The 23,439-nt window shown below is 70.4% G+C and carries 20 protein-coding genes; 11 read left to right on the plus strand and 9 right to left on the minus strand.

The genetic code is table 11. The annotated features are described in order from the left end of the window. Position 1 precedes the first annotated feature (1 nt). Genes DEJ12_RS03155 through guaA form a run of 4 tightly spaced genes read left to right on the plus strand, consistent with a single transcriptional unit; the run spans position 2 to position 4,269 of the window. On the plus strand, positions 2-1,453 hold the full coding sequence (locus DEJ12_RS03155) for a cation:proton antiporter (RefSeq protein ID WP_111028990.1): 1,452 nt from the start codon (positions 2-4) through the stop codon (positions 1,451-1,453). Positions 1,454-1,500: 47 nt separating this feature from the next. Next, positions 1,501-2,235, plus strand: coding sequence for an SURF1 family cytochrome oxidase biogenesis protein (locus DEJ12_RS03160; RefSeq protein WP_181242997.1), 735 nt, complete (start codon positions 1,501-1,503; stop codon positions 2,233-2,235). Positions 2,236-2,245: 10 nt separating this feature from the next. Next, the gene (locus DEJ12_RS03165; protein WP_017885467.1) at positions 2,246-2,692 is read left to right on the plus strand and encodes a DUF3817 domain-containing protein; all 447 of its coding nucleotides are present in this window, start codon (positions 2,246-2,248) and stop codon (positions 2,690-2,692) included. Continuing rightward, complete coding sequence (guaA, locus tag DEJ12_RS03170) at positions 2,689-4,269, plus strand: glutamine-hydrolyzing GMP synthase (RefSeq protein ID WP_111028991.1); 1,581 nt, start codon at positions 2,689-2,691, stop codon at positions 4,267-4,269. The genes DEJ12_RS03165 and guaA overlap by 4 nt, the downstream gene beginning before the upstream one ends. 423 nt (positions 4,270-4,692) lie before the next feature. On the opposite strand, the gene DEJ12_RS03175 is transcribed toward guaA, so the two are convergent. Next, positions 4,693-5,565, minus strand: coding sequence for a Bax inhibitor-1/YccA family protein (locus DEJ12_RS03175; protein ID WP_111028992.1), 873 nt, complete (start codon positions 5,563-5,565; stop codon positions 4,693-4,695). A 31-nt stretch (positions 5,566-5,596) separates the two neighbouring features. Further along, positions 5,597-6,619, minus strand: a complete 1,023-nt coding sequence (locus DEJ12_RS03180; RefSeq protein WP_111028993.1) for a DUF817 domain-containing protein — start codon at positions 6,617-6,619, stop codon at positions 5,597-5,599. Positions 6,620-6,725: 106 nt separating this feature from the next. Here DEJ12_RS03180 and DEJ12_RS03185 point away from each other — a divergent pair, with 106 nt between their 5' ends. Continuing rightward, on the plus strand, positions 6,726-7,748 hold the full coding sequence (locus DEJ12_RS03185; protein ID WP_111028994.1) for a glycerophosphodiester phosphodiesterase family protein: 1,023 nt from the start codon (positions 6,726-6,728) through the stop codon (positions 7,746-7,748). On the opposite strand, the gene DEJ12_RS03190 is transcribed toward DEJ12_RS03185, so the two are convergent. Next, positions 7,713-8,384 carry a hypothetical protein gene (locus tag DEJ12_RS03190; protein ID WP_111028995.1) on the minus strand — a complete coding sequence of 224 codons (672 nt, stop codon included), beginning with the start codon at positions 8,382-8,384 and terminating at the stop codon, positions 7,713-7,715. The two genes, DEJ12_RS03185 and DEJ12_RS03190, sit on opposite strands and share 36 nt — an antisense overlap. Positions 8,385-8,441: 57 nt before the next feature. Here DEJ12_RS03190 and DEJ12_RS03195 point away from each other — a divergent pair, with 57 nt between their 5' ends. The 6 genes from DEJ12_RS03195 (at position 8,442) to DEJ12_RS03220 (ending at position 19,012) form a co-directional block, all read left to right on the plus strand. Next, entirely contained in the window at positions 8,442-10,889 is a 2,448-nt protein-coding gene (locus tag DEJ12_RS03195; protein ID WP_111028996.1) for an ATP-dependent helicase, read from the plus strand. Between the two features lie 99 nt (positions 10,890-10,988). Then, complete coding sequence (locus tag DEJ12_RS03200) at positions 10,989-12,968, plus strand: LamG-like jellyroll fold domain-containing protein (RefSeq protein ID WP_111028997.1); 1,980 nt, start codon at positions 10,989-10,991, stop codon at positions 12,966-12,968. Positions 12,969-13,109: 141 nt separating this feature from the next. Next, entirely contained in the window at positions 13,110-14,534 is a 1,425-nt protein-coding gene (locus DEJ12_RS03205; protein WP_111028998.1) for a pyridoxal-dependent decarboxylase, read from the plus strand. Further along, entirely contained in the window at positions 14,531-15,955 is a 1,425-nt protein-coding gene (locus DEJ12_RS03210; RefSeq protein WP_111028999.1) for a lysine N(6)-hydroxylase/L-ornithine N(5)-oxygenase family protein, read from the plus strand. The genes DEJ12_RS03205 and DEJ12_RS03210 overlap by 4 nt, the downstream gene beginning before the upstream one ends. Next, positions 15,952-18,381: a GNAT family N-acetyltransferase gene (locus DEJ12_RS03215; protein ID WP_111029000.1), complete on the plus strand. Its 2,430-nt coding sequence runs from the start codon at positions 15,952-15,954 to the stop codon at positions 18,379-18,381. The genes DEJ12_RS03210 and DEJ12_RS03215 overlap by 4 nt, the downstream gene beginning before the upstream one ends. Before the next feature lie 40 nt (positions 18,382-18,421). Then, on the plus strand, positions 18,422-19,012 hold the full coding sequence (locus tag DEJ12_RS03220) for a hypothetical protein (protein WP_146245610.1): 591 nt from the start codon (positions 18,422-18,424) through the stop codon (positions 19,010-19,012). A 16-nt stretch (positions 19,013-19,028) separates the two neighbouring features. Here DEJ12_RS03220 and DEJ12_RS03225 read toward each other — a convergent pair whose 3' ends face one another. From DEJ12_RS03225 to DEJ12_RS03255, 6 genes are all read right to left on the minus strand, one after another. Beyond that, on the minus strand, positions 19,029-19,667 hold the full coding sequence (locus tag DEJ12_RS03225) for a pyridoxal 5'-phosphate synthase (protein ID WP_111029002.1): 639 nt from the start codon (positions 19,665-19,667) through the stop codon (positions 19,029-19,031). 68 nt (positions 19,668-19,735) lie between these two features. After that, complete coding sequence (locus tag DEJ12_RS03230) at positions 19,736-20,146, minus strand: hypothetical protein (RefSeq protein WP_146245609.1); 411 nt, start codon at positions 20,144-20,146, stop codon at positions 19,736-19,738. Between the two features lies 1 nt (position 20,147). Then, complete coding sequence (locus tag DEJ12_RS03235) at positions 20,148-20,891, minus strand: hypothetical protein (protein WP_111029004.1); 744 nt, start codon at positions 20,889-20,891, stop codon at positions 20,148-20,150. 237 nt (positions 20,892-21,128) lie between these two features. Then, positions 21,129-21,713, minus strand: a complete 585-nt coding sequence (locus DEJ12_RS03245) for a hypothetical protein (protein WP_146245608.1) — start codon at positions 21,711-21,713, stop codon at positions 21,129-21,131. Positions 21,714-22,050: 337 nt separating this feature from the next. Beyond that, on the minus strand, positions 22,051-22,686 hold the full coding sequence (locus DEJ12_RS17780) for a hypothetical protein (protein ID WP_146237621.1): 636 nt from the start codon (positions 22,684-22,686) through the stop codon (positions 22,051-22,053). 46 nt (positions 22,687-22,732) lie between these two features. Then, positions 22,733-23,401: a hypothetical protein gene (locus DEJ12_RS03255; protein WP_146245606.1), complete on the minus strand. Its 669-nt coding sequence runs from the start codon at positions 23,399-23,401 to the stop codon at positions 22,733-22,735. Positions 23,402-23,439: the final 38 nt, after the last annotated feature.

Consider the following 23,439-nt stretch of genomic DNA (forward strand, 5'->3'; position numbering starts at 1 on the left):
CATGCACCTGGGTGGTGAGCTGCTCACCATCGGTGTGCTCTTCGTCATCGCCTACGTCCTGGGCCGGCTCGGCAAGACCATCGGTCTGCCGGCCATCCCGATCTACATGGTGGTCGGACTCGTCGCGAGTCCGAACACCCCGTGGTTCGGGCTGAGCGTCGAGTCCCACACGATCGAGCTGATCGCGACGTTCGGGCTCATCCTGCTGCTGTTCAACCTCGGGCTCGAGTTCGACCAAGAGGAGTTCTACGGCAACGCCGGCAAGCTCCTGGTGTCGGGCGGCACCTACGTCGTCATCAACATGGGCGTCGGGTTCGCCTTCGGGTTCTCGCTCGGCTGGGGCACCCGAGAAGCCCTGATCATCGCGGGCATGACGGCGACGTCCTCGAGCGCCATCGTGACGAAGCTCCTCATCGAGCTCCGGCGCCTGGCGAACGACGAGACCCCGATGATCCTCGGTGTCACCGTGATCGAGGACGTCTTCATCGCCGTCTACCTGGCGATCGTCTCGGTCGTGCTGTCCGGCGACACCAACGTCTGGGCCGTCGTCGGCAAGCTCGCACTCGCGTTCGGGTTCCTCATCGTGATGTTCACGCTCGCGCGCTTCGCGGGCAAGTGGGTCTCGAAGATCTTCGCCACCCGTGACGACGAGCTGTTCACGGTGCTGTTCTTCGGACTCGCGGTCATGTTCGGTGGCATCGGCGACCTGCTCGGCGTGACCGACGCCATCGGTGCCTTCGTCATCGGCCTGCTCTGCGGAGCGACCCGGTACCGCGACCGCATCGAACAGCTCGCCCTGCCGATGCGCGACGTCTTCGCCGCGTTCTTCTTCGTCAACTTCGGGCTCGGCCTCGACCTGTCGACCTTCGGCGAGGTGCTCTGGCCCGTCCTCGGCGCCATCGGCATGACGGTCGTGCTCAACGCGGTCGCCGGCCAGATCGTCGCGCGGATGAACGGCTTCAACGTCCAGCAGGGCATCAACACCGCCGTCATCCTGGTGAACCGTGGCGAGTTCGCGCTGATCCTCGCGACGCTGTCGGCTGCCGCCGGGCTGGAGGCGCGGATCACCGCCTTCGCGGGCCTCTACGTCCTCTGCATGGCCGTCCTCGGGCCGCTGCTCGCGGTGAACTCGGACCGGATCGGCCGCCTCGTGGTGCGCCCGGGCCGGCTCATCCGCCTGCGCGGACGCCTGGGCGGCCGACGCGCCGTCGCCGCGGCAGCCGCTGCCGAGAGCGCCGAAGCGGCCGAGGCCGAGGCGGACGCCACCGCCGCGGCGCGGAAGGCCGAGCGGGACCGCCAGTTCGCCGAGGAGTTCGCGCTCGTCGAGGCGGCTGGCAGGGACGAGCGAGACAATGAGGGGTCCGACCCGACGTCCGCCCCCGTGACGTCGCCGGTCGAGATCCCCGCCGAGCGCCCCGAGCGCCCGGTCCGACAGCGCGATCCGGAGTACTGATACAGATGTGGGCCGTTGCCCGACGACCGAGGTGGATCGCGCTGCTGTTGCTGGCGCTCGTGCTGGCGGCGGTGTTCGCCGGGCTGGGCAAGTGGCAGCTGGAGCGGTCGATCGCCAACGGCAAGCCCCTGCCGGCGACCACCGAGACCCGCCGCACGCTCGAGGCGGTCACCACCCCCGAGCGCCCCGTCAGCGAGAGTCTCGCCGGGCAGAAGGTCACCGTCACCGGCACCTTCGTCGCCGACGACACCACCGTCCTGACCGGCCGCACCGGGGGTGGGAAGTACCAGACCGTCGGACACCTGGTGGACTCGGACGGTGGGGCGAGCCTCCCGGTCGTCATCGGGTGGTCCGACCAGCGCTCGGCCGCCGTCGCCGGGGGCGAGCGCCTGGCGGACGGCCAGACGCTCACGATCCAGGGTCGCTACTACCCGGCGGAGTCGCCCGACCAGGACGCCTACAAGAAGGGCGAGTACTCCGCAGTCGCCCCCGCCCGGTTCGTGAACACCTGGCAGGCCTTCGACGACCGCATGTACCTCGGGTACGTGGTCGCCGACGGCACCACCGCGAAGGCCGCCGACCTCGGCACCATCGCCGACCGTGCACCGTCGCGCGAGGTCCAGTTCGACTGGCTCAACCTGTTCTACGCGATCGAGTGGGTCGTCTTCGCCGGCTTCGCCGTGTTCCTCTGGTACCGGTTCGTGAAGGACGCCTGGGAGCGCGAGCAGGAAGAGGAGCGCGAGGCAGCCCTCGCCACCGAAGCCGACGCGCTCCGACGGTAGGATTGCCGGCATGGCCCTGACCGTCCGAACCCGTGACATCCCCAAGATCCCGGGGGCGGTGAAGTGGTACCGCGTCTCGGCGTACATCACCGGTGTGCTGCTGCTCGCCCTGGTGGTCGAGGTCATCATCAAGTACACGCCGCTGCAGCTCGAGATGCAGCTCGGCAACGGTCCGTTCTTCGTGCCCAACGGCACGGCGGGCGAGACCCCGGGCACGTTCAACCTGTCGATCGCGATCCTCATCGCCCACGGCTGGCTGTACGTGCTCTACCTCTTCACGGACTTCCGTCTGTGGAGCATCATGCGCTGGAGGCCGTCGCGCTTCCTGCTCATCGCCCTCGGGGGCATCATCCCGTTCATGTCCTTCGTGGTCGAACACCGCATGCAGCAGCGGGCCATGGACACCTACCACGAGCTGATCGCTGCCCAGCAGCGTGAGAAGGAGGCCGCTCGGTGAGCGAGACCGAACAGCGTCCCGTCCTCGTCGTCGACTTCGGGGCCCAGTACGCGCAGCTCATCGCGCGTCGGGTCCGTGAAGCGAACGTCTACAGCGAGATCGTGCCGCACTCCATCACCGCGGACGAGGTCCGCGCCAAGGACCCGGCGGCCATCGTGCTGTCCGGTGGTCCGTCGTCCGTGTACGAAGAAGGCGCGCCGTCCCTCGACGGTGACATCCTCGACCTCGGCGTCCCCGTGCTCGGCATCTGCTACGGCTTCCAGGCCATGGCGACCGCCCTCGGTGGCGAGGTCGCGAACACCGGTCTGCGCGAGTACGGCGCCACCGACGTGACGCTCGCCCCCGGCACCAGCACCCTGCTCGGCGACCAGCCAGCGGACCAGGTGACGTGGATGTCGCACGGCGACTCCGTGGCCAAGGCACCGGCCGGGTTCGAGGTGCTCGCCTCGAGCGCATCGACGCCCGTCGCGGCGTTCGCGTCCGACGAGCGCAAGCTCTACGGCGTGCAGTGGCACCCCGAGGTCAAGCACTCCGTGTACGGCCAGGCCGTGCTCGAGAACTTCCTGCACCGTGCCGCGGGCCTGCCCGGCGACTGGAACTCCAGCAACGTCATCGAGGAGCAGGTCGCCCGCATCCGCGAGCAGGTCGGCTCCGCACGGGTCATCGCCGGGCTCTCCGGTGGTGTCGACTCCGCCGTCGCCGCAGCCCTGGTGCACAAGGCCGTCGGCGACCAGCTCACCTGCGTCTTCGTCGACCACGGGCTCCTGCGTGCCGACGAGCGCAAGCAGGTGGAAGAGGACTACGTCGCCTCCACCGGTGTCCGGCTCATCACGATCGACGCCGAGCAGCAGTTCCTCGACGCCCTCGCCGGCGTGAGCGACCCCGAGCAGAAGCGCAAGATCATCGGGCGCGAGTTCATCCGCACGTTCGAGGGCGCGGCCGAGGCACTCGTGCTCGAGGCCAAGGCTTCCGACTCCGATGCCGAGGTCAAGTTCCTCGTGCAGGGCACGCTCTACCCCGACGTCGTCGAGTCCGGCGGAGGAGCAGGCACCGCCAACATCAAGTCGCACCACAACGTCGGCGGCCTGCCCGAGGACATGACGTTCGAGCTCGTCGAGCCGCTGCGCACCCTGTTCAAGGACGAGGTCCGTGCGGTCGGTCGCGAGCTCGGGCTGCCCGAGGTCATCGTCGGTCGCCAGCCGTTCCCCGGCCCTGGCCTGGGCATCCGCATCGTCGGCGAGGTCACGAAGGAGCGGCTCGAACTGCTCCGCGCGGCCGACAAGATCGCCCGCGAAGAGCTCACCGCGGCCGGTCTCGACCAGGAGATCTGGCAGTGCCCGGTCGTGCTGCTCGCCGACGTCCGCTCCGTGGGCGTGCAGGGCGACGGCCGGACCTACGGGCACCCGATCGTGCTCCGTCCGGTCTCGTCCGAGGACGCCATGACCGCCGACTGGACGCGTCTGCCGTACGACACCCTCGCGAAGATCTCGAACCGCATCACGAACGAGGTGCCCGACGTCAACCGGGTCGTGCTCGACGTCACGTCGAAGCCGCCGGGGACGATCGAGTGGGAGTAGGGCTCCCCTGAGCCACGAAGGCCCGGTACGCGTCACGCGTGCCGGGCCTTCGTGCGTCCGGTGGCGGCGCGCGAGTCGGTGCCGGGGTCGGTGCCGGAGTCGCACGAACTGCCGTCGGCCGGGACGTGTGACGGCAGTTCGCGCGACCCGGGCGCTGCGCGTGCGGCGTGTTGTGCGACCTCGGGCGGCTGGAGTCGGGGGCGTGGGCGCTGCCGGGGCCGTCGAGTGGTCACGACACCCCGCGGGCCCGGTGCCGAGGGGTCACGAACTGTCGGCTGGCCCCGGCCCGGGCGACACTTCGTGACCACTCGGCGGGCGACCGGCGGGGTGTTGTGACCGCTGGGACCGCGGCTCTCGCTTCCACCGGCCCGGGAACGACGAAGGGCCCCGGCAGCGCCGGGGCCCTTCGTGTGTGTGGTGGTACTAGTTGCGCGAGCTGCTCGCGATGATGGCGAGGATGCGCAGGATCTCGAGGTACAGCCAGACGAGCGTCACGATCAGACCGAACGCCGCGGTCCAGGCGTAGATGCGGGGTGCCCCGCGCTCGACACCCGTCTTGATCTGGTCGAAGTCGAGGATCAGCGAGTACGCGGCCATCAGCACGACGAACACGCCGATCAGGACGCCGAGCGGGATCCCGAAGAGCGTCACGCCCATCAGGCCGAACGCGCTCTGCGTCACGCCGGTCCACATCAGGACCAGGTTCACCAGGGAGAACGCCATGTACCCGACCATCGCGATCAGGAAGAAGCGCGTGGCCTTCGGAGTCGCGCGGACCTTGCCCGAGCGGAACAGGAGCAGGGTGACGAAGAACACACCCAGGGTGCCGAACACGGCCTGCGCGACGATGCCGTCGGCTTCGGGGAACGCGGTCTGGAAGTAGTTCGAGATACCACCGACGAACAGCCCCTCGAAGAACGCGTACGTCAGGATCAGACCCGGCGACGGCTTCTTCTTGAAGGTGTTGACGAGCGCCAGGACGAACCCGACGAGCGCGCCGACGACCCAGACGACCGGCGGCAGGTTCCAACCGGCCACCGCGCCGACGACGAGCACGCCGAACGCGAGCAGCGTCTTGACGATGGTGTCTTCGTACGACATGCGGTCGGTGTCCACCGGGGACGCAGTCGGACGGTCGTACATGTACTGCAGCTGCTCGGGGGTCATGCCGCCCTGGGCCTGCTGCGGGGTCTGTCCCCAGCCGGCCTGCTGCTGACCAGCACCGCGCCCGCCCCAGGTGTTTGCCCCCTGGGCGTTGAAGGCGGGGGACTGGTCGAAACCGGGCTTGAAGGCCATGGTGTCCTCTTCCTAGGAGATTCGAGTCCTCTCAGCCTAGGGGCGCTCGGTCGCGGAAGGCTGAGGATTCGCGGCGAGCGGACGCGGGCCCAGCGGGCTCCGTCGAGGGAAGCCTAGGGTCGCCCGCTGCACGCGCGCCCCGAGGACGTCGAGAGTCCGCCGTCGAGCCAGCCGAGCCCGTCAAGCCCGTCGAGCGCGCCCGTCCCGACGGCAGCGCCGGGTAGAGCCAGGTGACGAGCGCGACCGAGATCGTCATGAGCAGGAACCACGCCACGATCTTCGTCGGTGCCACCGGCTGCCACACCGCGAGCTGCGCCGGGTAGCTCCACGCCCCGGCCCAGGTCGCGACGTTCTCCGCCGCCCAGATGAACACCGCGACGAGGGCCATCGCCACGAGGACGGGCATCCGCAGCGTCGCCCGGTGGATCCGCACGTGCATGGTCGTGCGGGCGAAGAGCAGCAGCACGAGCGCGAGCAGCACGTACCGGGCGTCGGCGACGAAGTGGTGGCCGAAGAAGTTCAGGTAGATCCCGCCCGCCACGACCGCCAGCAGCCACTGCCGCGGGTACCGGTCGAACCGCAGGTCGAACAGCCGGTAGACCCGCACCATGTACGACCCGACGGCGCCGTACATGAACCCCGAGAACAGCGGCACCCCGGCGACGACGAACAGCCCACCCGGCTCGTAGGTCCACGAGCCCATGTGGGTCTTGAACACCTCCATCACCGTGCCGACGACGTGGAACAGCAGGACGACCCGGAGCTCCCGCACGGTCTCGAGCCCGAACACGAGCATCCCGACCTGCAGCAGCACGGCCGCGATCGTCAGGACGTCGTTCCGCATCGCCGCCGGCACGGTCAGGTGCACCACGGCCATGGTCGCGAGTAGCAGCGCCCCGAACGCGCACGCCCAGGCCTGCTTCGCGCCGAACACCAGGAACTCGGTGACGAACACCCGGACGGGCCGGTGCGGTTGGTGCCCGGCGTCGAGCAGACGGCGTGCGGCCCGGTCGATCCGGGCCTCGACGGCGGTGGAGAGCGAACGGACGGTCATGCGGCGATGGTCGGCGTCATCGCTGGGAACGACGGGCCTCGGAGCGTCGGGTGTGTCCCGCGACACAGGTGCCCCGCTGGTCACCCACGGCAAGTAGGGTCGCGCCATGACCCTCGTGATCGCCCACCGCGGTGCGTCCGGCTACCGCCCCGAGCACTCGCGGAGCGCGTACGAGCTCGCGATCGAACTCGGCGCCGACGCGATCGAACCGGACCTGGTGCCCACGAAGGACGGCGTGCTGGTGCTCCGGCACGAGAACGAGGTCTCGGGCACCACGGACGTCGCCGACCACCCCGAGTTCCGGCACCTGCGCACGACGAAGACCGTCGACGGCCAGACTCTCACCGGCTGGTTCACCGAGGACTTCACGTGGGCCGAGCTGCAGACGCTCCGCACCCGCGAGCGCCTGCCGGTGCTGCGTCCGGGATCCGCCGAGCACGACGGTGCGCAACCGATCCTGCGGCTCGTCGACCTGCTCGCGATCCTCGACGCGGCGCCCCGCCCGGTCGGGCTCGTCGCCGAGGTGAAGCACGCCGCGTCCTTCGACCGCGCCGGGTTCCCGATGGGTGCACTCGTCGACGCCGCGCTCGGCGAGGCCGGGTGGCGGCAGGACGAGCGGCTCACGGTGGAGAGCTTCGAGAAGGGCGTGCTGCGGGACCTGCGCGAGCGGGGGACCGGTGGTCGGCTCGTGTACCTCCAGGAGGCCCGTGGCAGCGCCGCGGACGAGGTCGCGTCCCACGGGTCGCTCGCCCCCACCTACGCCGCCGAGCGCTCCGAGGACGCGCTCGCGTCGTTCGCGACCGAGTTCCACGGCATCAGCGTCGACCTCGGCACCCTGATGGCCGGCGTCGACAGCGTCGCACTCGACGACCCGACGCCGGTGCGCAGCGCGATCGTCGACCGTGCCCACGCCGTGGGGCTCGCGGTGTACACGTGGACCCTCCGGCCGGAGAACCGGTTCCTGCCGTCGCCGCTGCGTCGTGGTGGCGACGTCGCGGCGTTCGGCGACTGGGAGCGGTGGTTCACGTCCGTGATCCGCACCGGACTCGACGGGGTGTTCGCCGACCACCCCGACCTGGCGGTGCGTGCCCGGTCAGTCCTCGAGCGCCTCGAGCGGGATGCCGGCTGACCGGAGGGCCTCGGCGGCGTCATCGCGTGCGGACGTGGCAGCGGCGCGGAGCCCGGCCAGGTCCTCGGGCCGGTAGAACCACGAGCTCCGGTCGCCGGGCGAGACCGTCCGTTGCGCGTCCGTCAGGTCGGCGTCGTGTTCGCCCTTCCGGAGGTCGGCACGCGCACGGTCGAGCGCCTGCAGGACTGCCGAGGCGCGGATGACCTCGGCCGCGGGCAGGTCCCCGGGCGAGAGACGGGCGACCCGAGGGTCGATCGGTGTCACCGGGAGGGCCTGCACCGGTGGCTGTCGGCGCCGCCGTCGATCGACGAGGACCGCGACGGCGGACGAGACGACGAGGAACACCACGACGGCGACGAGGAGCCGGGCACTCCTCGGGAACGTCGACGCAGCGAGGGCCCCGAGTACGGCCAGGCACAGCCCAGCGGTGACCAGGCCGACCGACAGCGGGACCAGGCACCCCGCCGTGTCCTGTCGAGATCGCTGAGCACGGGCCCGACGGTGGCTCTCGACGATCGCGGCGGGGTCGTCACGCCCGTCCGGAGGCAGGATGCAGAGGACGTCCTGGGTGGTGGGGACCGCGGCCGACATCGCAGGGAGCACGAAGACGTCAGGTCGGTCCGGTGTGATCGCCACGGCGCCATCCTGCCGCACGAGGTCGCTGTCGGGGGTCTCGCCTAGAATGTCCCGAACATGACGATCGTGCTCGACCCCTTCGAATCGACGCCCGAGCCGGGCGCCGGTGCCCGCGCGTACGAAGACCCGTTCACCGCGGGTCTGAACCCCCAGCAGAAGGAAGCCGTCGAGTACCGCGGCGAGTCCCTGCTGATCGTTGCCGGGGCCGGTTCCGGCAAGACGAGCGTGCTCACCCGCCGCATCGCGCTGCTGCTCGCCAACCGCGAAGCGTGGCCGTCGCAGATCCTGGCGATCACGTTCACGAACAAGGCCGCCGCCGAGATGCGCGAGCGCGTCCGGGCCCTGGTCGGTGGCGAGGCCGAGGGGATGTGGATCTCCACGTTCCACTCGGCGTGCGTGCGCATCCTGCGGCGCGAAGCCGAGCGGTTCGGGTTCCCGCAGTCGTTCACGATCTACGACTCCGCCGACTCCAAGGCGCTGCTGAAGCGGATCATCAAGGAGCTCGAGGCCGACTCCCTCGGGCTGACCGTCGGCGCCGCGGCGTCGAAGATCTCGAAGCTCAAGAACGAGCTGCAGGACATCGACACCTACGCGCGCAACATCAACGTGAACGACCCGCAAGAGGTCATGTTCACCGAGGTGTTCCGGCGCTACACGAACGAACTCCGCCGGGCGAACGCGTTCGACTTCGACGACCTCATCGGGCAGACGGTGTTCCTGTTCCGGGCCTTCCCGGACGTCGCCGCCCTGTACCAGCGCCGCTTCCGGTACATCCTGGTCGACGAGTACCAGGACACGAACCACGCCCAGTACGCCCTGATCCGTGAGCTCACCCGCCCGGTTCCGGTCGAACAGGTCGACAAGCTCGAGGACTCCGGCCAGCACGTCGCCCGGATGCGCGAGACCGACGGCTCGATCGCCCCCGCGTCCCTGACGGTGGTCGGTGACTCCGACCAGTCCATCTACGCGTTCCGCGGGGCGGACATCCGCAACATCGTCGAGTTCGAGCGGGACTTCCCGAACTCCAAGACGATCCTGCTCGAGCAGAACTACCGCTCGACGCAGAACATCCTCGACGCGGCGAACGCGGTCATCGCGAACAACTTCGACCGCCAGGCGAAGAGCCTGTTCACCGACGTCGGCGCCGGCGAGAAGATCGTCGGCTTCACCGGGTACACCGGCCACGACGAGGCGCAGTTCGTCGCCGACGAGATCCAGCGCCTGCGTGAAGACGGGATGGACTACCGCGACATGGCGGTGTTCTACCGGACCAACTCGCAGACCCGTGCGCTGGAGGAGATCTTCATCCGTGCGGCGATCCCGTACCGGGTGCTCGGCGGCACGAAGTTCTACGAGCGCGCCGAGATCAAGGACGCCATGGCGTACCTGATCACCGTCGCCAACCCGGCCGACCCGATGGCGCTGCGCCGCATCCTCAACGTGCCCAAGCGCGGCATCGGCTCGGTCACCGAGACCACGCTCCAGCGCTACGCCGACGAGCACGAGACCACCATGCGTGACGCCCTGCGGCACGCGGGGGAGCTCGGGTTCGGGCCGAAGGTGCGGAACGCCATCACCGAGTTCGCCGCGCTGCTCGACGCCGTGTCCGAGAAGGCCCCGACGCAGCCGGTGGTCGACACGCTGACGCAGCTGCTCGACGGGTCCGGGCTGCTCGACAACCTGCGGAAGTCGCCCGACGCGCAGGACGCCGCCCGTGCCGACAACATCGACGAGCTCGTGGCCGTGACGCGTGAGTTCCAGAAGAACAACCCCGAGGGCACGCTGTCGGACTTCCTGACCGAGGTCTCGCTGGTCGCCGCGGCGGACGAGCTCGACGACTCGTCGGGCACGGTGTCGCTGATGACGCTGCACACCGCGAAGGGCCTGGAGTACGACGCGGTGTTCCTGACCGGCGTCGAGGAGGACCTGCTCCCGCACCGGATGTCCGCCAACGAGCCCGGCGGTCCGTCGGAAGAGCGCCGGCTGTTCTACGTGGGCATCACCCGCGCCAAGAAGGTCCTGTTCCTGTCCCTCGCGATGACCCGTGCCCAGTTCGGTGACGTCAACGTGGCGATGCCCTCGCGCTTCCTGCAGGAGATCCCCGAGGGGCTCATCGAGTGGAAGCAGTCCCCGGGCATGGCGAACAGCCGCGGTGGCACGCAGCCCCGTGCCCTGAACGCCAAGCGCGACGGCGGCTTCGGCGGCGGTGGCGGCGGCGGTGGCTACCGCGGTGGTGGTGGCTGGGGCGGCGGCTCGTACGACCGCGCAGCGGCAGCGTCGAAGACCCGCCCGAAGACCGAGTGGGCGAACCGGGTGTCCGGGCAGGTGCGCGACAACGGCGACATGGAACTCGTCGCCGGCGACCGCATCAAGCACGTCGACTTCGGCGAGGGCACGGTGTCCGCGGTGACGGGTCAGGGAGCCAAGCGCATCGCTGAGATCGCGTTCGACTCCGCGGGCCGCAAGAAGCTCCTCATCAAGATCGCCCCGATCGAGAAGCTGTAGGAGCCCTCACCGGTCCACACCGAACCGGCAGCCGCAGCCGGTCTGGAGTTCACGGAACGGACCCGGGGCGTTCCCCCGCGGTCCGTACGGTGCGGTGCTGTGCAGAACAGCCCTGACGATCGCGACGACGCCGACGACCACACCGGAGACCGCAGCAAGCGCATCCCGGTCTCCCGCCGGGGCTTCCTGGTCGGGTCCGGACTCGCCGGTGCCGCCGGTCTCGTGGCGTCGAACGGGTTCGGCAGTGCCCCGGCCGTCGCCGATGGGCTGTCCGCGGCACCCGCTGTCGCCCCGGCGGCACTCGGTGGATCGGCCGAGGCCGCTCAGGCGGCGGTGGCGCGCGGGCACACCGGACGGTGGCACCCGGACACGACCTCGCCGCGCTTCACCGTCGCGGTGATGCCGGACACGCAGTACATGTTCGACGGCGCCGCGGTCGACCCGGCACCGATGCGCGCCTCGCTCGAGTACGTCGTCCGCGAGCAGGCCCGGCACAACACGGTGTTCCTCGTGCACCTCGGCGACCTGACGCAGAACGGTGCGGCGTCCGAGATGCGCGCGTCCGGTGCGGTCTTCGACGTGCTCGACCGAGCCGGGGCGCCCTACAGCGTGCTCGCCGGCAACCACGACGTCGACTCCTCGACCGACGACCAGCGCGGCCGCACCCCGTACCTCGACGTGTTCGGTCCGCAGCGGTTCCGGAAGGCCCCTGGCTGGATCGGTTCGAGCCCCGACGGCTACAACACCGCCCACGGGTTCACCGCGGCCGGCCGCGAGTGGGTCGTCCTGGCGCTCGACTGGCGGACGAGCGCGAGCGGGCTCGCCTGGGCCAGCTCCGTGCTCGCGGCCCGGCCGCACGCTCCGGTCATCCTCACGACGCACGCCCTCGTCGACTCGGACGCCAGCGGCGGGGCGGCGTTCGACCCCTACGGCCAGCAGCTCTGGGACTCCTTCATCTCGAAGCACGACCAGGTGTTCCTGACGCTCAACGGGCACTACTGGGGGCCGGGACGCACCACGGCGAAGAACGCCGTGGGACACGACGTCGCCCTGCACCTGACCAACTACCAGAACCGCTACTACGGCGGGGCGGCCATGATCCGGCTGTACCACGTCGACCTCGAGCGGAACGTCATCGACGTCGAGACGCTGTCGCCCTTCCTGCTCGCCGGCGGTCTCGGCGACGCGAACGAACTCGCAGCCCAGGAGACCGCGCTCAGCGGCGACGTCGACCGCTTCACCATGGCCGTGGACTTCGACGCGCGTTTCGCGGGGTTCGCGCCGGTCGCACCACGGGCCTCCCGGCCGGCGGCACGCATGCTGGTGCCGGGGACGCTCGCGTACTGGCGGTTCGACGGCAACCCGGACGGGGCGGCGCTCGCGCCGACGACGCGGGTGCGCGACCAGAGCGGCAAGGGCAACGACCTGGTGGTCGCCCGGCGGACCGGTGCCGTCGCAGGGGCGCTGCGCTGGACGGCGGCGCACCACCCCGACCAGCCGGGCGCTGGCAGCCTCGCGCTGCAGGGCGGCAAGACCGGCGGCGACCACCTGCAGACCGTCGACACGGCACCGCTCAACCGGACCCACTTCCCCCGGGGCTACACGGTCGAGGCGTTCTTCGTGCTGCCGACCACGTTCGACCCGAGTGCAAACGGGTTCAGCGCCCTGCTGTCGCAGTACTCGAGCGCCGGCCAGGTGGGGAAGGCGACCGGAGCCGACGGTGACCCGGACGAACCCGCGATGACGCTGAGCCTGTCGGGGGACCGCGAACTGCAGTGGTGCGTGTACCCGACGAGCCAGGACGGATCGCTGACGAACTGGGGGCACGAGTTGCCGCTCGGCGCCTGGTGGCACGTGGCCGTGGTGAACGACGGGACGCACACCGTGCTGTACGTCGACGGGTGCCCGGTCGTGCGCAACCCGTCCACCCCGAACCGCGGTCTCAGCACGATCGGGAAGCCGTGGCTGCTCGGTGGGTACCGCTACGGCGACAAGCTCGACAACGTGTTCGTCGGGTCGATCGGCGACGTGCGCATCGTCGGCCGGGCCCTGCAGCCGAGCGAGTTCATGAACGCCTGACGTCCGGCGGCGGACGCCTGACCCGCGCGGTGGGTGGGGGCTCGGGCTGCCCGGCAGACGTGCGTCTGACACGCCCGGCCGTTCGGCGCGCCCCTCGTTCGGGTGGCACGATGACGGTTAGTGAGGTTAGCCTTACCTAACGTGACACCTCCCATCGAACTCCTGACCACCGCCACCGCCGAGCGCTACCGCTCCGCCGTGACGTCCACGGTGGACCGTCTGGCCGACCGCTTCGCCGCCGCCGACCGTCCGACGACCGACACCGCTCCCGAGGTCCTCCGGACCCGGGTGCAGGACGTCGACCTCGACGCCGAACCCCTCGGGACGGACCGCGCACTCGCCGAACTCGACGAGCTGTTCGTCCGCGAGGCCGTCTGGTTCCACGACCCGGCGTACCTCGCGCACCTGAACTGCCCGGTCGCGCTGCCCGCGGTCGCCGCCGAGTCGGTCCTGGCCGCCGTGAACCCGTCGGTCGACACCTGGGACCAGTCCCGCATCGGCACCGAGATCGAGCGGCACGTCGTCGCCTGGCTCGCCGGTCGGATCGGGTTCGCCGCGGGGGACGGCATCTTCACCTCGGGCGGCTCGCAGTCGAACCTGCAGGCCCTGCTGCTGGCGCGCGAGGCCCTCGGCAGCAGCGGCACCGTGTTCACGACCGCGGAGACCCACTTCAGCATCGCGAAGTCGGCGCGGCTGCTCGGGCTCGAGGCCGTGGTCGCCGTTGCCACCGACCACGCCGGCCGGATGGTGCCCGCTGCCCTCGCCGAGGCGATCGCCGCCGCCCGCGCAGCCGGGCAGACGCCGATGGCCGTCGTTGCCACCGCCGGCACCACCGACCGCGGGGTCATCGACCCGCTCGAGCCGATCGCGGACGTCTGTGATCTGGAGGGAGTGTGGCTGCACGTCGACGCCGCGTACGGCTGCGGGCTGCTCGTGTCCCCGACCCGCCGGCACCTGCTCGACGGCGTCGAACGGGCCCGGAGCGTGACCGCCGACCTGCACAAGTCGTTCTTCCAGCCGGTGTCGTCGAGCGCCCTGCTCGTGCAGCGCCCGGAGGACCTGCGCCGCACCGCCTGGTACGCCGACTACCTGAACCCGGAGGACGCCGCCGAGCCGAACCAGGTCGACAAGTCGCTGCAGACCACCCGCCGGTTCGACGCCCTGAAGCTCTGGGCCACGCTGCGGGCGACCGGTGCCGACGCGATCGGTGCGGCGTTCGACGCCGTCATCGACCTCGCCGCGGCCACCCACCGGATCGTCGAGGAGCACCCGGACCTGGTGCTCGTCGCGCCGACGCAGCTCAGCACGGTGCTGTTCCGCTGGCAGCCCGCCGGCATGACCGACGAGGCCGCCGACGCGCTGGTCGCCCCGATCCGCTCGGCCCTGCTCGCCGAGGGCCGGGTGCTCATCGCCAAGACGGTCATCGACGGCCGGCCGTGCAACAAGCTCACGCTGCTCAACCCGGAGACGACGCCGGAGCAGATGCGCGCGTCGCTGGAGCACGTCGTCGCGACGGCCGCGCGCGTCCGAGCCGCCACCACCGAGACCGAGGGAGCGAACCGATGACCGCCGACCGCACCGCCGCCGACCGCACCCGCGCCACCGCCGACCCCGCCGTGCACGACGTCGTCGGCATCGGCATCGGCCCGTTCAACCTCGGCCTCGCCTGCCTGACGGACCCGATCGCCGACCTCGACGCGGTGTTCCTCGACGCCGCCGACGGCTTCGCCTGGCACCACGGCATGATGCTCGACGACGCCACGATCCAGGTACCGTTCCTCGCCGACCTGGTGACGATGGCCGACCCGACCTCGCCGTTCTCGTTCCTCGCGTGGCTCAAGGAGGCCGGGCGCCTGTACCCGTTCTACATCCGCGAGGACTTCCACCCCCTGCGCAGCGAGTACGACGCCTACTGCCGCTGGGCCGCCGACCGGCTCGACACCCTGCGGTGGGGCCGCCGGGTGACCACCGTCGAGCACGACCCGGTCACCGACACGTTCACGGTGCACGCCGAGACCGATCAGGGTCCCGAGACGTACCGCGCACACCACGTCGTCGTGGGGATCGGCACCGAGCCGTCCGTCCCCGCCCCGCTGCGTGGGATCGGCGGACCGGCCATCCACTCCGCCGAGTTCCTGCCGAACCGCGACGCCCTGCGCGACGCCGGGTCGATCGCGGTCGTCGGCAGCGGGCAGTCCGCCGCCGAGGTCTACCGCGAACTGCTCGAGGACATCCGGCAGGACGGCTACCGCCTCGACTGGATCACGCGTTCGCCCCGGTTCTTCCCGATGGAGGACACCAAGCTCACCCTCGAGATGACGAGCCCGGAGTACACGGACCACTTCCACGGGCTGCCCGAAGCCGTCCGCGATCGCCTGGGGCGGGAACAGCGCGGCCTGTACAAGGGCATCAGCGCGGACCTGGTCGACGACCTGTACGACCAGCTCTACCGGATCAGTGCGCGCGGCCCCGTCCCGACGACGCTCCGGACCGAGACGAGCGTCGTCGACGCCGCCTGGCTCGCCGACCGCGGCACCTACCGGCTGACGCTCCGCCACGAGCAGCTCGACCAGACGTACGAGCACGAGGTCGAGCAGCTGGTGCTGGCCACCGGGTACACCCCGCGGGTCCCGCGGTTCCTCGACCCGGTCGAGCACCTCGTCGCCCGCGACTCCCGCGGGCGCCTGGCCGTCGCCCGCGACCACCACGTCGACACCCTGGGCGGACGCATCTGGGTGCAGAACGCCGAGGAGCACACGCACGGCCTGACCGCGCCCGACCTCGGCATGGGTGCGTGGCGGAACGCGTCGATCATCCGGTCCGTCACGGGTCGCCCCGTGTACGGCCTGGAGGCCCGGATCGCCTTCCAGGAGTTCGGCCTGCCCGCCTCGGAGCAGTCAGCAGCAGCGCCGTCCACCGCCCGCCCCGGCGCCGCGGAGCGCGCGCCGGCCCGCCCCGCGACCGAGCGTGCGGAGGTCTCCGCATGAGCACGACCGTGACCACCACGGCGCCGGACGCGACCGCGCCTGGGGGAGCCGAGCCGGGCCTCCTGACCGTCGAACCCGTGGACCCGGAACGCGACGCCGCCGTCGTGCAGTCGTGGCTCGCCCACCCGGCGTCGTCGTGGTGGGAGATGGGTGACCTCGACGTGGACGGCGTGCGTGCCTACCTGGCCGGCGTGCAGGCGGACCCCGCGCAGGCAGCGTGGCTCGGCCGCCGGAACGGCGAGCCGTGCTTCCTGGCGGAGACCTACGACCCCTCCGCCGTCCTGCTCACCGACGTGTGGGCGGCCGAACCCGGCGACGTCGGCATGCACCTGCTCGTCGCGCCGGCGCCCGCTGACCGTCGTGTCCACGGCCTGACCAGCGCGGTGATGCGTGCCGTCGTCGAGCACTGCCGGGACGCCCTCGGCGCGCGCCGGGTCGTCGTCGAACCGGACGTGCGGAACACCGCCGTGCAGGCGAAGAACGCCGAGGTCGGGTTCCGCGCCCTGCGCCAGGTGGACGTCGACGGCAAGCGGGCCCTGCTGTCGGTGCTCGACACCGATCGCATCGGCGTCCCCGACGACGACGGGCCGGCCGCGCACCTGCGGCCCGAGCACCTGGAGCCCGCCGAACGGCACCTCGTCGCGAAGTCGATCGCGGAGTTCACCCACGAACGGCTGATCGCCCCTGTGCCGGACAGGGACGGCTGGCGGCTCGACGCGGGGGAGTCGACCTACCGGTTCCGGGCGCGGCAGCACGTGCTCGAGCACTGGTCGATGGACGAGGCCTCGCTGACGCGGACCCGTGCGGGGGCGCCGGCGCCACTCAGCGCGCAGGAGCTCGTGCTCGAACTGCACGAGGTGCTCGGGATCCCCGACGAGTTGCTCGGCACGTACCTGGAGGAGATCGCGTCGACGCTGGCGAGTGCGGCGGCGAAGCACCGGCGGGGCGGGCCGTCGGCCGGGCAGCTGGCACGGGGGCGGGGCGGGGCAGGGTCCGCCGGGGCGTCCGGGTCGTCCGGTGCGACCGGTTCGGCCGGTTCGTCCGGTTCGACCGGGTCCGTCGAGGACGTCGTCGCGTCGTTCCAGGACGTCGAGGCGGCGATGACCGAGGGGCACCCGGCGTTCGTCGCCGCCAACGGCCGGATCGGGTTCGGGCTCGACGAGTACCGGGCGTTCGCGCCCGAGTCCGGCGGCCGGTTCCGGTACCGGTGGCTCGCCGCCCGACGCGAGCACACGCACCTGGCGCTCGCCGCGGACCGGACCGACCAGGCGCACTGGGAGTCGGAGCTGTCGGCGGCGGTCGTGACCGGGTTCCGTGCCACGTTGGAGCGTCGCGGGCTCGACCCCGACGACTACGTGTGGCTGCCCGTGCACCCGTGGCAGTGGCAGCACCGGATCGCCGTGACCTTCGCGCCCGATCTGGGCCGACAGGACCTGGTCGACCTGGGCGAGGGCCCCGACGAGTACCAGCCGCAGCAGTCCATCCGCACCGCGTTCAACCGCACCGACCCGGCACGCTCGTACGTGAAGACGGCGCTCGCCGTGCAGAACATGGGGTTCCTGCGGGGGATGTCGCCCGCCTACATGCGGAACACCCCGGCCGTGAACGACTGGGTCGAGTCGATCGTCTCCGCCGACCCCACGCTCGCCGCTGCCGGGTTCTCGGTGCTCCGGGAACACGCTGCCATCGGCTACACGGGGGACGCCTACCACCGGGTCGACGTGTCCTCGCCGCAGCGCAAGATGCTCGCGGCGCTGTGGCGGGAGAGTCCGCTGCCGCGGGTGACGGACGGCGAGCGACTGCTGACGATGGCGGCGCTGCTGCACCGGGACGCCTCGGGGAACGCTGTGGTCTCGGCGCTGATCGAGGCATCCGGTCTGCCCGCCGACGTCTGGGTCCGGCGCTGGCTCGACGCCTACCTGCTGCCCGTCGTGCACTGCCTGACCGTGCACGACCTGGTGTTCATGCCGCACGGCGAGAACCTGGTGCTCGTGGTGCGCGACGGCGTCGTGGTCCGGGCCGTGATGAAGGACATCGGCGAGGAGGCCGCGGTGCTCGGTCGGCACGACGACCGCCCGGTCCCCGCCGACATCGACCGGATCGTGCACCCGGTGTCCGACGACGAGGCCGCGCTCGCGGTGTTCACCGACGTGTTCGACGGGGTGCTGCGGTTCGTCGCCGCGATCCTCGACGACGACGGGGTGCTGCCGGAGTCCCGCTTCTGGCAGGTCGTGGGGGAGTGCATCGACGCCCACGCCGCCGCGCACCCGGACCGCCGTCGTCCCCTGGACCTGCGGGTGCCGACGTTCGAGCACTCGTGCCTGAACCGGTTGCAGCTGCGGAACACCCTGTCGATGGTGGACCTGGCGGACCAGTCGGCGTCGCTCATCCGGGCGGGGGCGATGGTGAACCCGATCGGGCGGTAGGGGCGTGGGCGCTCGGTGCGGGCGCCGGTTCCGTTGCGCCGTGAGCGAGACTGGTCCGATGGAGGCCGGTGCGGGCGCGGGTGTGGGGGCGATCTCGGTTGCGATCGAGGACGTCGCCGAGGCACGCTGCGTCCTCGCACGAGCGTCGCACCGTGCCGAACGCGTCGCGGGCATCGGATGGGTGCTCGGCGTCCTGGGGTTCGTCGTCGGGGTCTCCGGCATCGATCGCATCCCCGCGGTCGATCCCGACGCTGGACCGTGGGTCGTGACCGTTGCGGCGATCGGCCTCGTGGTGATCGGGTACGTCGCCGCCTACTGGATCACCCGGAACCCACGGGCGGAACGGTCCGCCGCCGTCGATGCCGCAGCAGAGCGCATGATCGCGGCAGCGCGCGCCGGGGGATTTCCGGAGCTCGATCCGAAGAGCGTCCGGCGCGCGTTGCGCGAGGAAGACAACGGGCCCGCGCCGTGGTTCGATCCCAAACTCGGGCCGCACTCGTGGCCGGTGTGGCGGATCGGCACCGTCGACCCAGCGGAGAGCCACTTCGTGATCGCGGAGCGATCGAACGATGCTCGAACGCTCACGGTCCGAGTCGAACCCGCTCAGCCGGCGTGGTGGTCCAGGGACTGAACGCCGACCGTCGGCCTCAGGGCTGGAGGCGTGTGGCCGTCCAGGCGCCCTCGGCGAGTGCGTACTGCAGTCGTCGGTGCATCCGGTCACGGCTGCCGTGCCAGAACTCCACGATGTCGGGCTCGAGACGCCAGGCAACCCATCGTGCAGGTCGGGGGACGTCGTCGCCGGAGTCGTCGAGCAGGTCGTTCGCGTCGTCGATCAGGTCCTGCAGGGTGCGGGGTTCGAGCACGGCGGACTGGTCGGCGATGGCCGTCGCGGCGCGTGACTTCGGGGAGCGGTCCGCGAACAGGGCGTCGGACTCGGCATCCGACAGCCGGACCACGTGGCCCTCGAACCGGAGCTGCTGCATCGTCTCGCGCCAGTACGCCTGCAGGGCTGCGTGCGGGTTCTCGGCGAGCTGCCGGCCCTTCGGGCTGTCCTCTGACGTCCCGAAGACCAGTCCGTTGGTCGCAATCCGCTTCACGTCGACGGTGCGAGCGGACACGCGGCCGTCGGCACCGGCCGTGGCGAGGGTCATCGAGAGCGGCTCGGAGACCTGTCGGTCCTTCGCCGCGGACAGCCACTCGCGAGCGAGGTCGAGCGGAGACACTGGCGGGTTGTCGAACTCGGGCAGGTGCAGGGAGTCGTCACCGGAGAGCGGGGCAGAGGACATGTACCCACCCAACCGTGCGCGGGGGCTCGGTGTTCAGGGAGTCACGGACGGTCGTCGCCGGCACCCGGTCAGGCGTCGGGGAACTTCGCTGCGACGAACGCGCGTTGCGCCTGCACGGTGCCGAGGTGTTCGTCGGCCGGGGCGAACACATCGACGAGGTCCTTGAACCGAGGCCGACGACCGCGGCGGAGTCGGTACGCCCGCATGCCACCGCCCTGCTGTCGCGCCATCCCACTCGGCCACACGTCGACGCGTGCCCCCTGCACGCCCAGGAGCCAGCCCTCGTCGTCGAGCGCCTCGCGCACCAGGCTCAGTGCCTCGAAGGCGTCGTACGCCGTGGCCGTGTGCTCTGCGCCCAGCAGCAACACGGTCACGGTGTAGCGCACCTGATGATCGGGGTTCGTCAGGTCCATCTCGACGATCACGGTCGCCGGCGCGCTCGTGCCGTTCCTGTGAGCGGTTCGTTCGTAGGTCGTCATGTCACGCACCGAGCCGCAGCGCATTGAAGAACGGGACGCCCGGGTGGGCGATCGCGCCTCCCGGACCGATGGTCATCAGGGTTCCCGACTCGGACACCGTGGCGTTCCTCGGAGTCGCCGAGAAGACGCCCGGTCCGAACCCAGGGAACCTGACGCGGGACGCGATCTCGTCGAACGTCGCAACCCGGTCGAGCTCCAAGCCGTAGCCGACGTGACGATGCCCGAGCGAGTCGGTGTACTCGACGCGGCGGAAGGTCCACGCTCGTTCTGCCGGGCCCAGAGACGGCGAGACGGCTTCCGCCAACCGCGCGAGCTGCCGGCAGACGGCAACGCGCTCGGCGAGGGGACCAGCGGGGACCGAGTTGAGGAGCTCGTGGGCGAACGGGATGTCGATGACGGCAGGCGGGTGCTCCTGGTCACCGAAGGCCGTCGTGGTGATCTCCGTCGGGAGATCGGCGTGCCGCGCGAACGGGCGGTACGGCGGAAGCGGTGCTGCTCGGAGGTTGCCGTCGCCGTCGCGCCAGTCGCTCGTCAGGTCGAGCGGCACGTCGGCTTCCCCGACGATGCGGAGCGAGCGCTCGTCCTGTCCCCAGTAGGTGTCGCAGGCGACGCACCGGAAGTACGAGGTCCGCTGCTGGTGGCTGACGCCGATCGACGTCTCGACCCTGCCGTGCCGCGCAACTGCAGCGGTGCAGACCGAACACCCCGGCTCGATCGCCGTCGGATCCGCGCTCGGCATCGTCATCTGTTGATCACCACTCGGTTGAACGGGAGTCCGATGGGCGCCGTGACGCCCGGTCCGATCGCGAGGAGGGTGCCCGCCGAGTCCGATTGATGGGCGGTCGGACTGGTCGGGCGATGGTCCCCGGCCTCCCCGGCCTCCTCGGGCAACGCGGCTCGATCGCTGAGTATCTGCAGGCTCGGCTTCCCGCGGAGTACGGCCCCGTACCCGACGTGGAGGTGGCCGAGCTCGTCCTCATCCTCAGCCATCGTGCTGTCCGTGGAGGAGTGCGCGGGCGGCATTCCGCCAGGCACGTGGAACGGCGTCAACGGAATCGACGATGGTGATCTCCGGGTGCGGTCGGTCTCCGAGTGCCCGGAGGATCTCCATGCGACGCCGGGCGGGATCCGGGTCGATCACCAGGTGCAGTCGCGGCCCGGTGGCGTTGAAGGTGAACAGTTCCCATGCGGTGTTCGGGACGAACACTCCGAGGACCACTTCGGCCCAGATGCCGCTGGATGCTGACATCCGCCTGGCGTGTGCTGCTCGCGACTGGATCGGCAGGAGACCCCGCCGCGCTCGGGGGCGTTCGGCGACCGGCAATCCCTCCCAGTGATCGGCGGCCACGTCGACGAACACGATCGCGCGACCGCTGCGCTCGTCCTCGATCAGCGACTGACGACTCACCCGCCGTGAGCCGGTGCCGACAGCCGGCGGGCGGTCCCCGGCGATGGAGTACGCGAACTCGACGACGACGCCACGGTCGTACGGCATCGTGGCGGGCCGGCCGCTGTCGTCGATCGCCAGGTGCAGGTCATCGGGTACGGGGACAGCAGCGATGCGCACGCTCACCACCCTACGAGCATGTTCGTGGCGCCGGGGTGCTCCGCAAGGACATCAGGCATCCGGCAGGACGACGAGTGCAAAACGCGCCCGCTCACTCGCGAACCCACCGGGGAAGTCCCGGACCAGTGTTGTTCCGTCGTCGAGACGTTCCGCCGCCATGCCGTCGGGAAGTCGGAAGTCGGAGGTCGGCCAGCGCTGTTGATCGTCGGCCGTCCTCGGGGACGCTGCCCAGAAGCGAGATGCAAGTCGTCAGGAAGGGCGCCGGTTGATGGTCCCAAGCCTGCCCGTCGTCAGCACGAGAAGGGACTGTTTCGTCTCGTATCGAGGATGGCGGGTGTCACGGTGACACGGGTTCGATGAGGGCTGGCTGCTGGCGAACCCACATTGCGTGCTCTACCGGGATTTCGTCGATCCAAGCTGTCGAAACAGGATCTGGATGATTGATCGCGTGTGCCACCTCGTAGACGGCATCCGAATACCGCAGCCCGCTAGCTTCGTCATCGGCCGCAACAACGACAAGGACCTCGGCGGGAAGTACGTCGACTTGATGGCGGAGCAGCCATACGCGAGCAATACCGGCTGCACCCTTGGTGCGCTCCTGCAGTGCGCCACACAGATCACGCTCGCGGCGGCTCGGCGGTGCCAGCGTCACTGGAGCACCGGCGGGGAACAGGCCGCTGTCATTGATGACCTGATCTCGGTCGCCTGGACCGACCACCTGGGGATGCGGACGATCAATGTCAACGATGACGCCCCAGTCCTGCGGGATCATCCGGACCAGCTGGTGCATCGGAAGGCTCTTCGGCGTGGCGGGTACATCGCTGGTCATTCTCGCCCTCGCGTCATCGAGCTCGGTGAAAGCGAGGGCCAGCGGGACGCCCTCGTTCCCGACGATCGCTAGAGGTATGGCCAACCGGTCATGTCGCAGCACGATGACCTGCGTACGGGCGAACGCATACTTCGACGACATCATGGCGCGACGATGAGGATTGCTGGGAAGTCCACCGTTCGTCATTGGTTCAGTCGCCACTTTCGTCATCTATGACGAGCGCGAAGCGCGCCCGCTCCGTTGCAAACCCCCCGGGGAAATCTCGAACCAGAGTGCCGCCCCCGTGCAACCGTTCTGCGGCCATGTTGTTGGGGAGCAGGAGCTCATTCAGGATGGAAGGGCCTTTCATGAACACCGTAGACGAATGCTCCACCGCTTTCGAAAGACGCCGGTACGGATCGCGGTACAACACCCTACCCCCAGCTCGTTGCACAGACTGGACGACGTACGGCAATCGTCCCCATGCGGCCTCGGCAGGGTGCTTGGCGGGGACATCGTGACCGTTCCAGTTCGGGGTCAGATCGATCGCAGGACCGAGTCGAACGAGAGCCCGAGTGGCGGCATCTCGGTCGTCGTTGGCCAGGCTGTCCCCGGGCGTAGTCAACCGGAGATCCACTGAGTACCGGTAGTCACCAGATCGGACACCGTCCCTCAGCCGGGAGATCAGCCCGCCGGTGTTGCCTCGGAGTTCGACGACTTCGATCCCCTCGCCGAACGACCATTCCTTTTCGAGGTCGGCAATCGAGTACAAGGGCCCGACCGCGCTGAAGCGTCTGTCAACGAGGATCTCGTTGCCGCGCTGGCGGAAGGGGCCGCGGTGCTCCACGATGGTGAAGGCTCGGTCCTCGAGCCAGTTCATGAACGTGAGCAGACGACCGTACTCCGGCCAGAGCGGGT

Origin of the sequence: Curtobacterium sp. MCLR17_059, assembly GCF_003234665.1 — a bacterium.
Taxonomy (GTDB): domain Bacteria; phylum Actinomycetota; class Actinomycetes; order Actinomycetales; family Microbacteriaceae; genus Curtobacterium; species Curtobacterium flaccumfaciens.

What these genes read in the sequence shown, in the direction of transcription:
- DEJ12_RS03175 (WP_111028992.1), bottom strand. Translation starts at nt 5,565, where the DNA reads ATGGCCTTCAAGCCCGGTTTCGACCAGTCCCCCGCCTTCAACGCCCAG.
- DEJ12_RS03155 (WP_111028990.1), top strand. Translation starts at nt 2, where the DNA reads ATGCACCTGGGTGGTGAGCTGCTCACCATCGGTGTGCTCTTCGTCATC.
- DEJ12_RS03225 (WP_111029002.1), bottom strand. Translation starts at nt 19,667, where the DNA reads ATGTCCTCTGCCCCGCTCTCCGGTGACGACTCCCTGCACCTGCCCGAG.
- DEJ12_RS03255 (WP_146245606.1), bottom strand. Translation starts at nt 23,401, where the DNA reads ATGAACTGGCTCGAGGACCGAGCCTTCACCATCGTGGAGCACCGCGGC.
- DEJ12_RS03195 (WP_111028996.1), top strand. Translation starts at nt 8,442, where the DNA reads ATGACGATCGTGCTCGACCCCTTCGAATCGACGCCCGAGCCGGGCGCC.
- DEJ12_RS03165 (WP_017885467.1), top strand. Translation starts at nt 2,246, where the DNA reads ATGGCCCTGACCGTCCGAACCCGTGACATCCCCAAGATCCCGGGGGCG.
- DEJ12_RS17780 (WP_146237621.1), bottom strand. Translation starts at nt 22,686, where the DNA reads ATGATGTCGTCGAAGTATGCGTTCGCCCGTACGCAGGTCATCGTGCTG.
- DEJ12_RS03235 (WP_111029004.1), bottom strand. Translation starts at nt 20,891, where the DNA reads ATGACGATGCCGAGCGCGGATCCGACGGCGATCGAGCCGGGGTGTTCG.
- DEJ12_RS03230 (WP_146245609.1), bottom strand. Translation starts at nt 20,146, where the DNA reads ATGACGACCTACGAACGAACCGCTCACAGGAACGGCACGAGCGCGCCG.
- DEJ12_RS03180 (WP_111028993.1), bottom strand. Translation starts at nt 6,619, where the DNA reads ATGACCGTCCGTTCGCTCTCCACCGCCGTCGAGGCCCGGATCGACCGG.
- DEJ12_RS03185 (WP_111028994.1), top strand. Translation starts at nt 6,726, where the DNA reads ATGACCCTCGTGATCGCCCACCGCGGTGCGTCCGGCTACCGCCCCGAG.
- DEJ12_RS03215 (WP_111029000.1), top strand. Translation starts at nt 15,952, where the DNA reads ATGAGCACGACCGTGACCACCACGGCGCCGGACGCGACCGCGCCTGGG.
- DEJ12_RS03210 (WP_111028999.1), top strand. Translation starts at nt 14,531, where the DNA reads ATGACCGCCGACCGCACCGCCGCCGACCGCACCCGCGCCACCGCCGAC.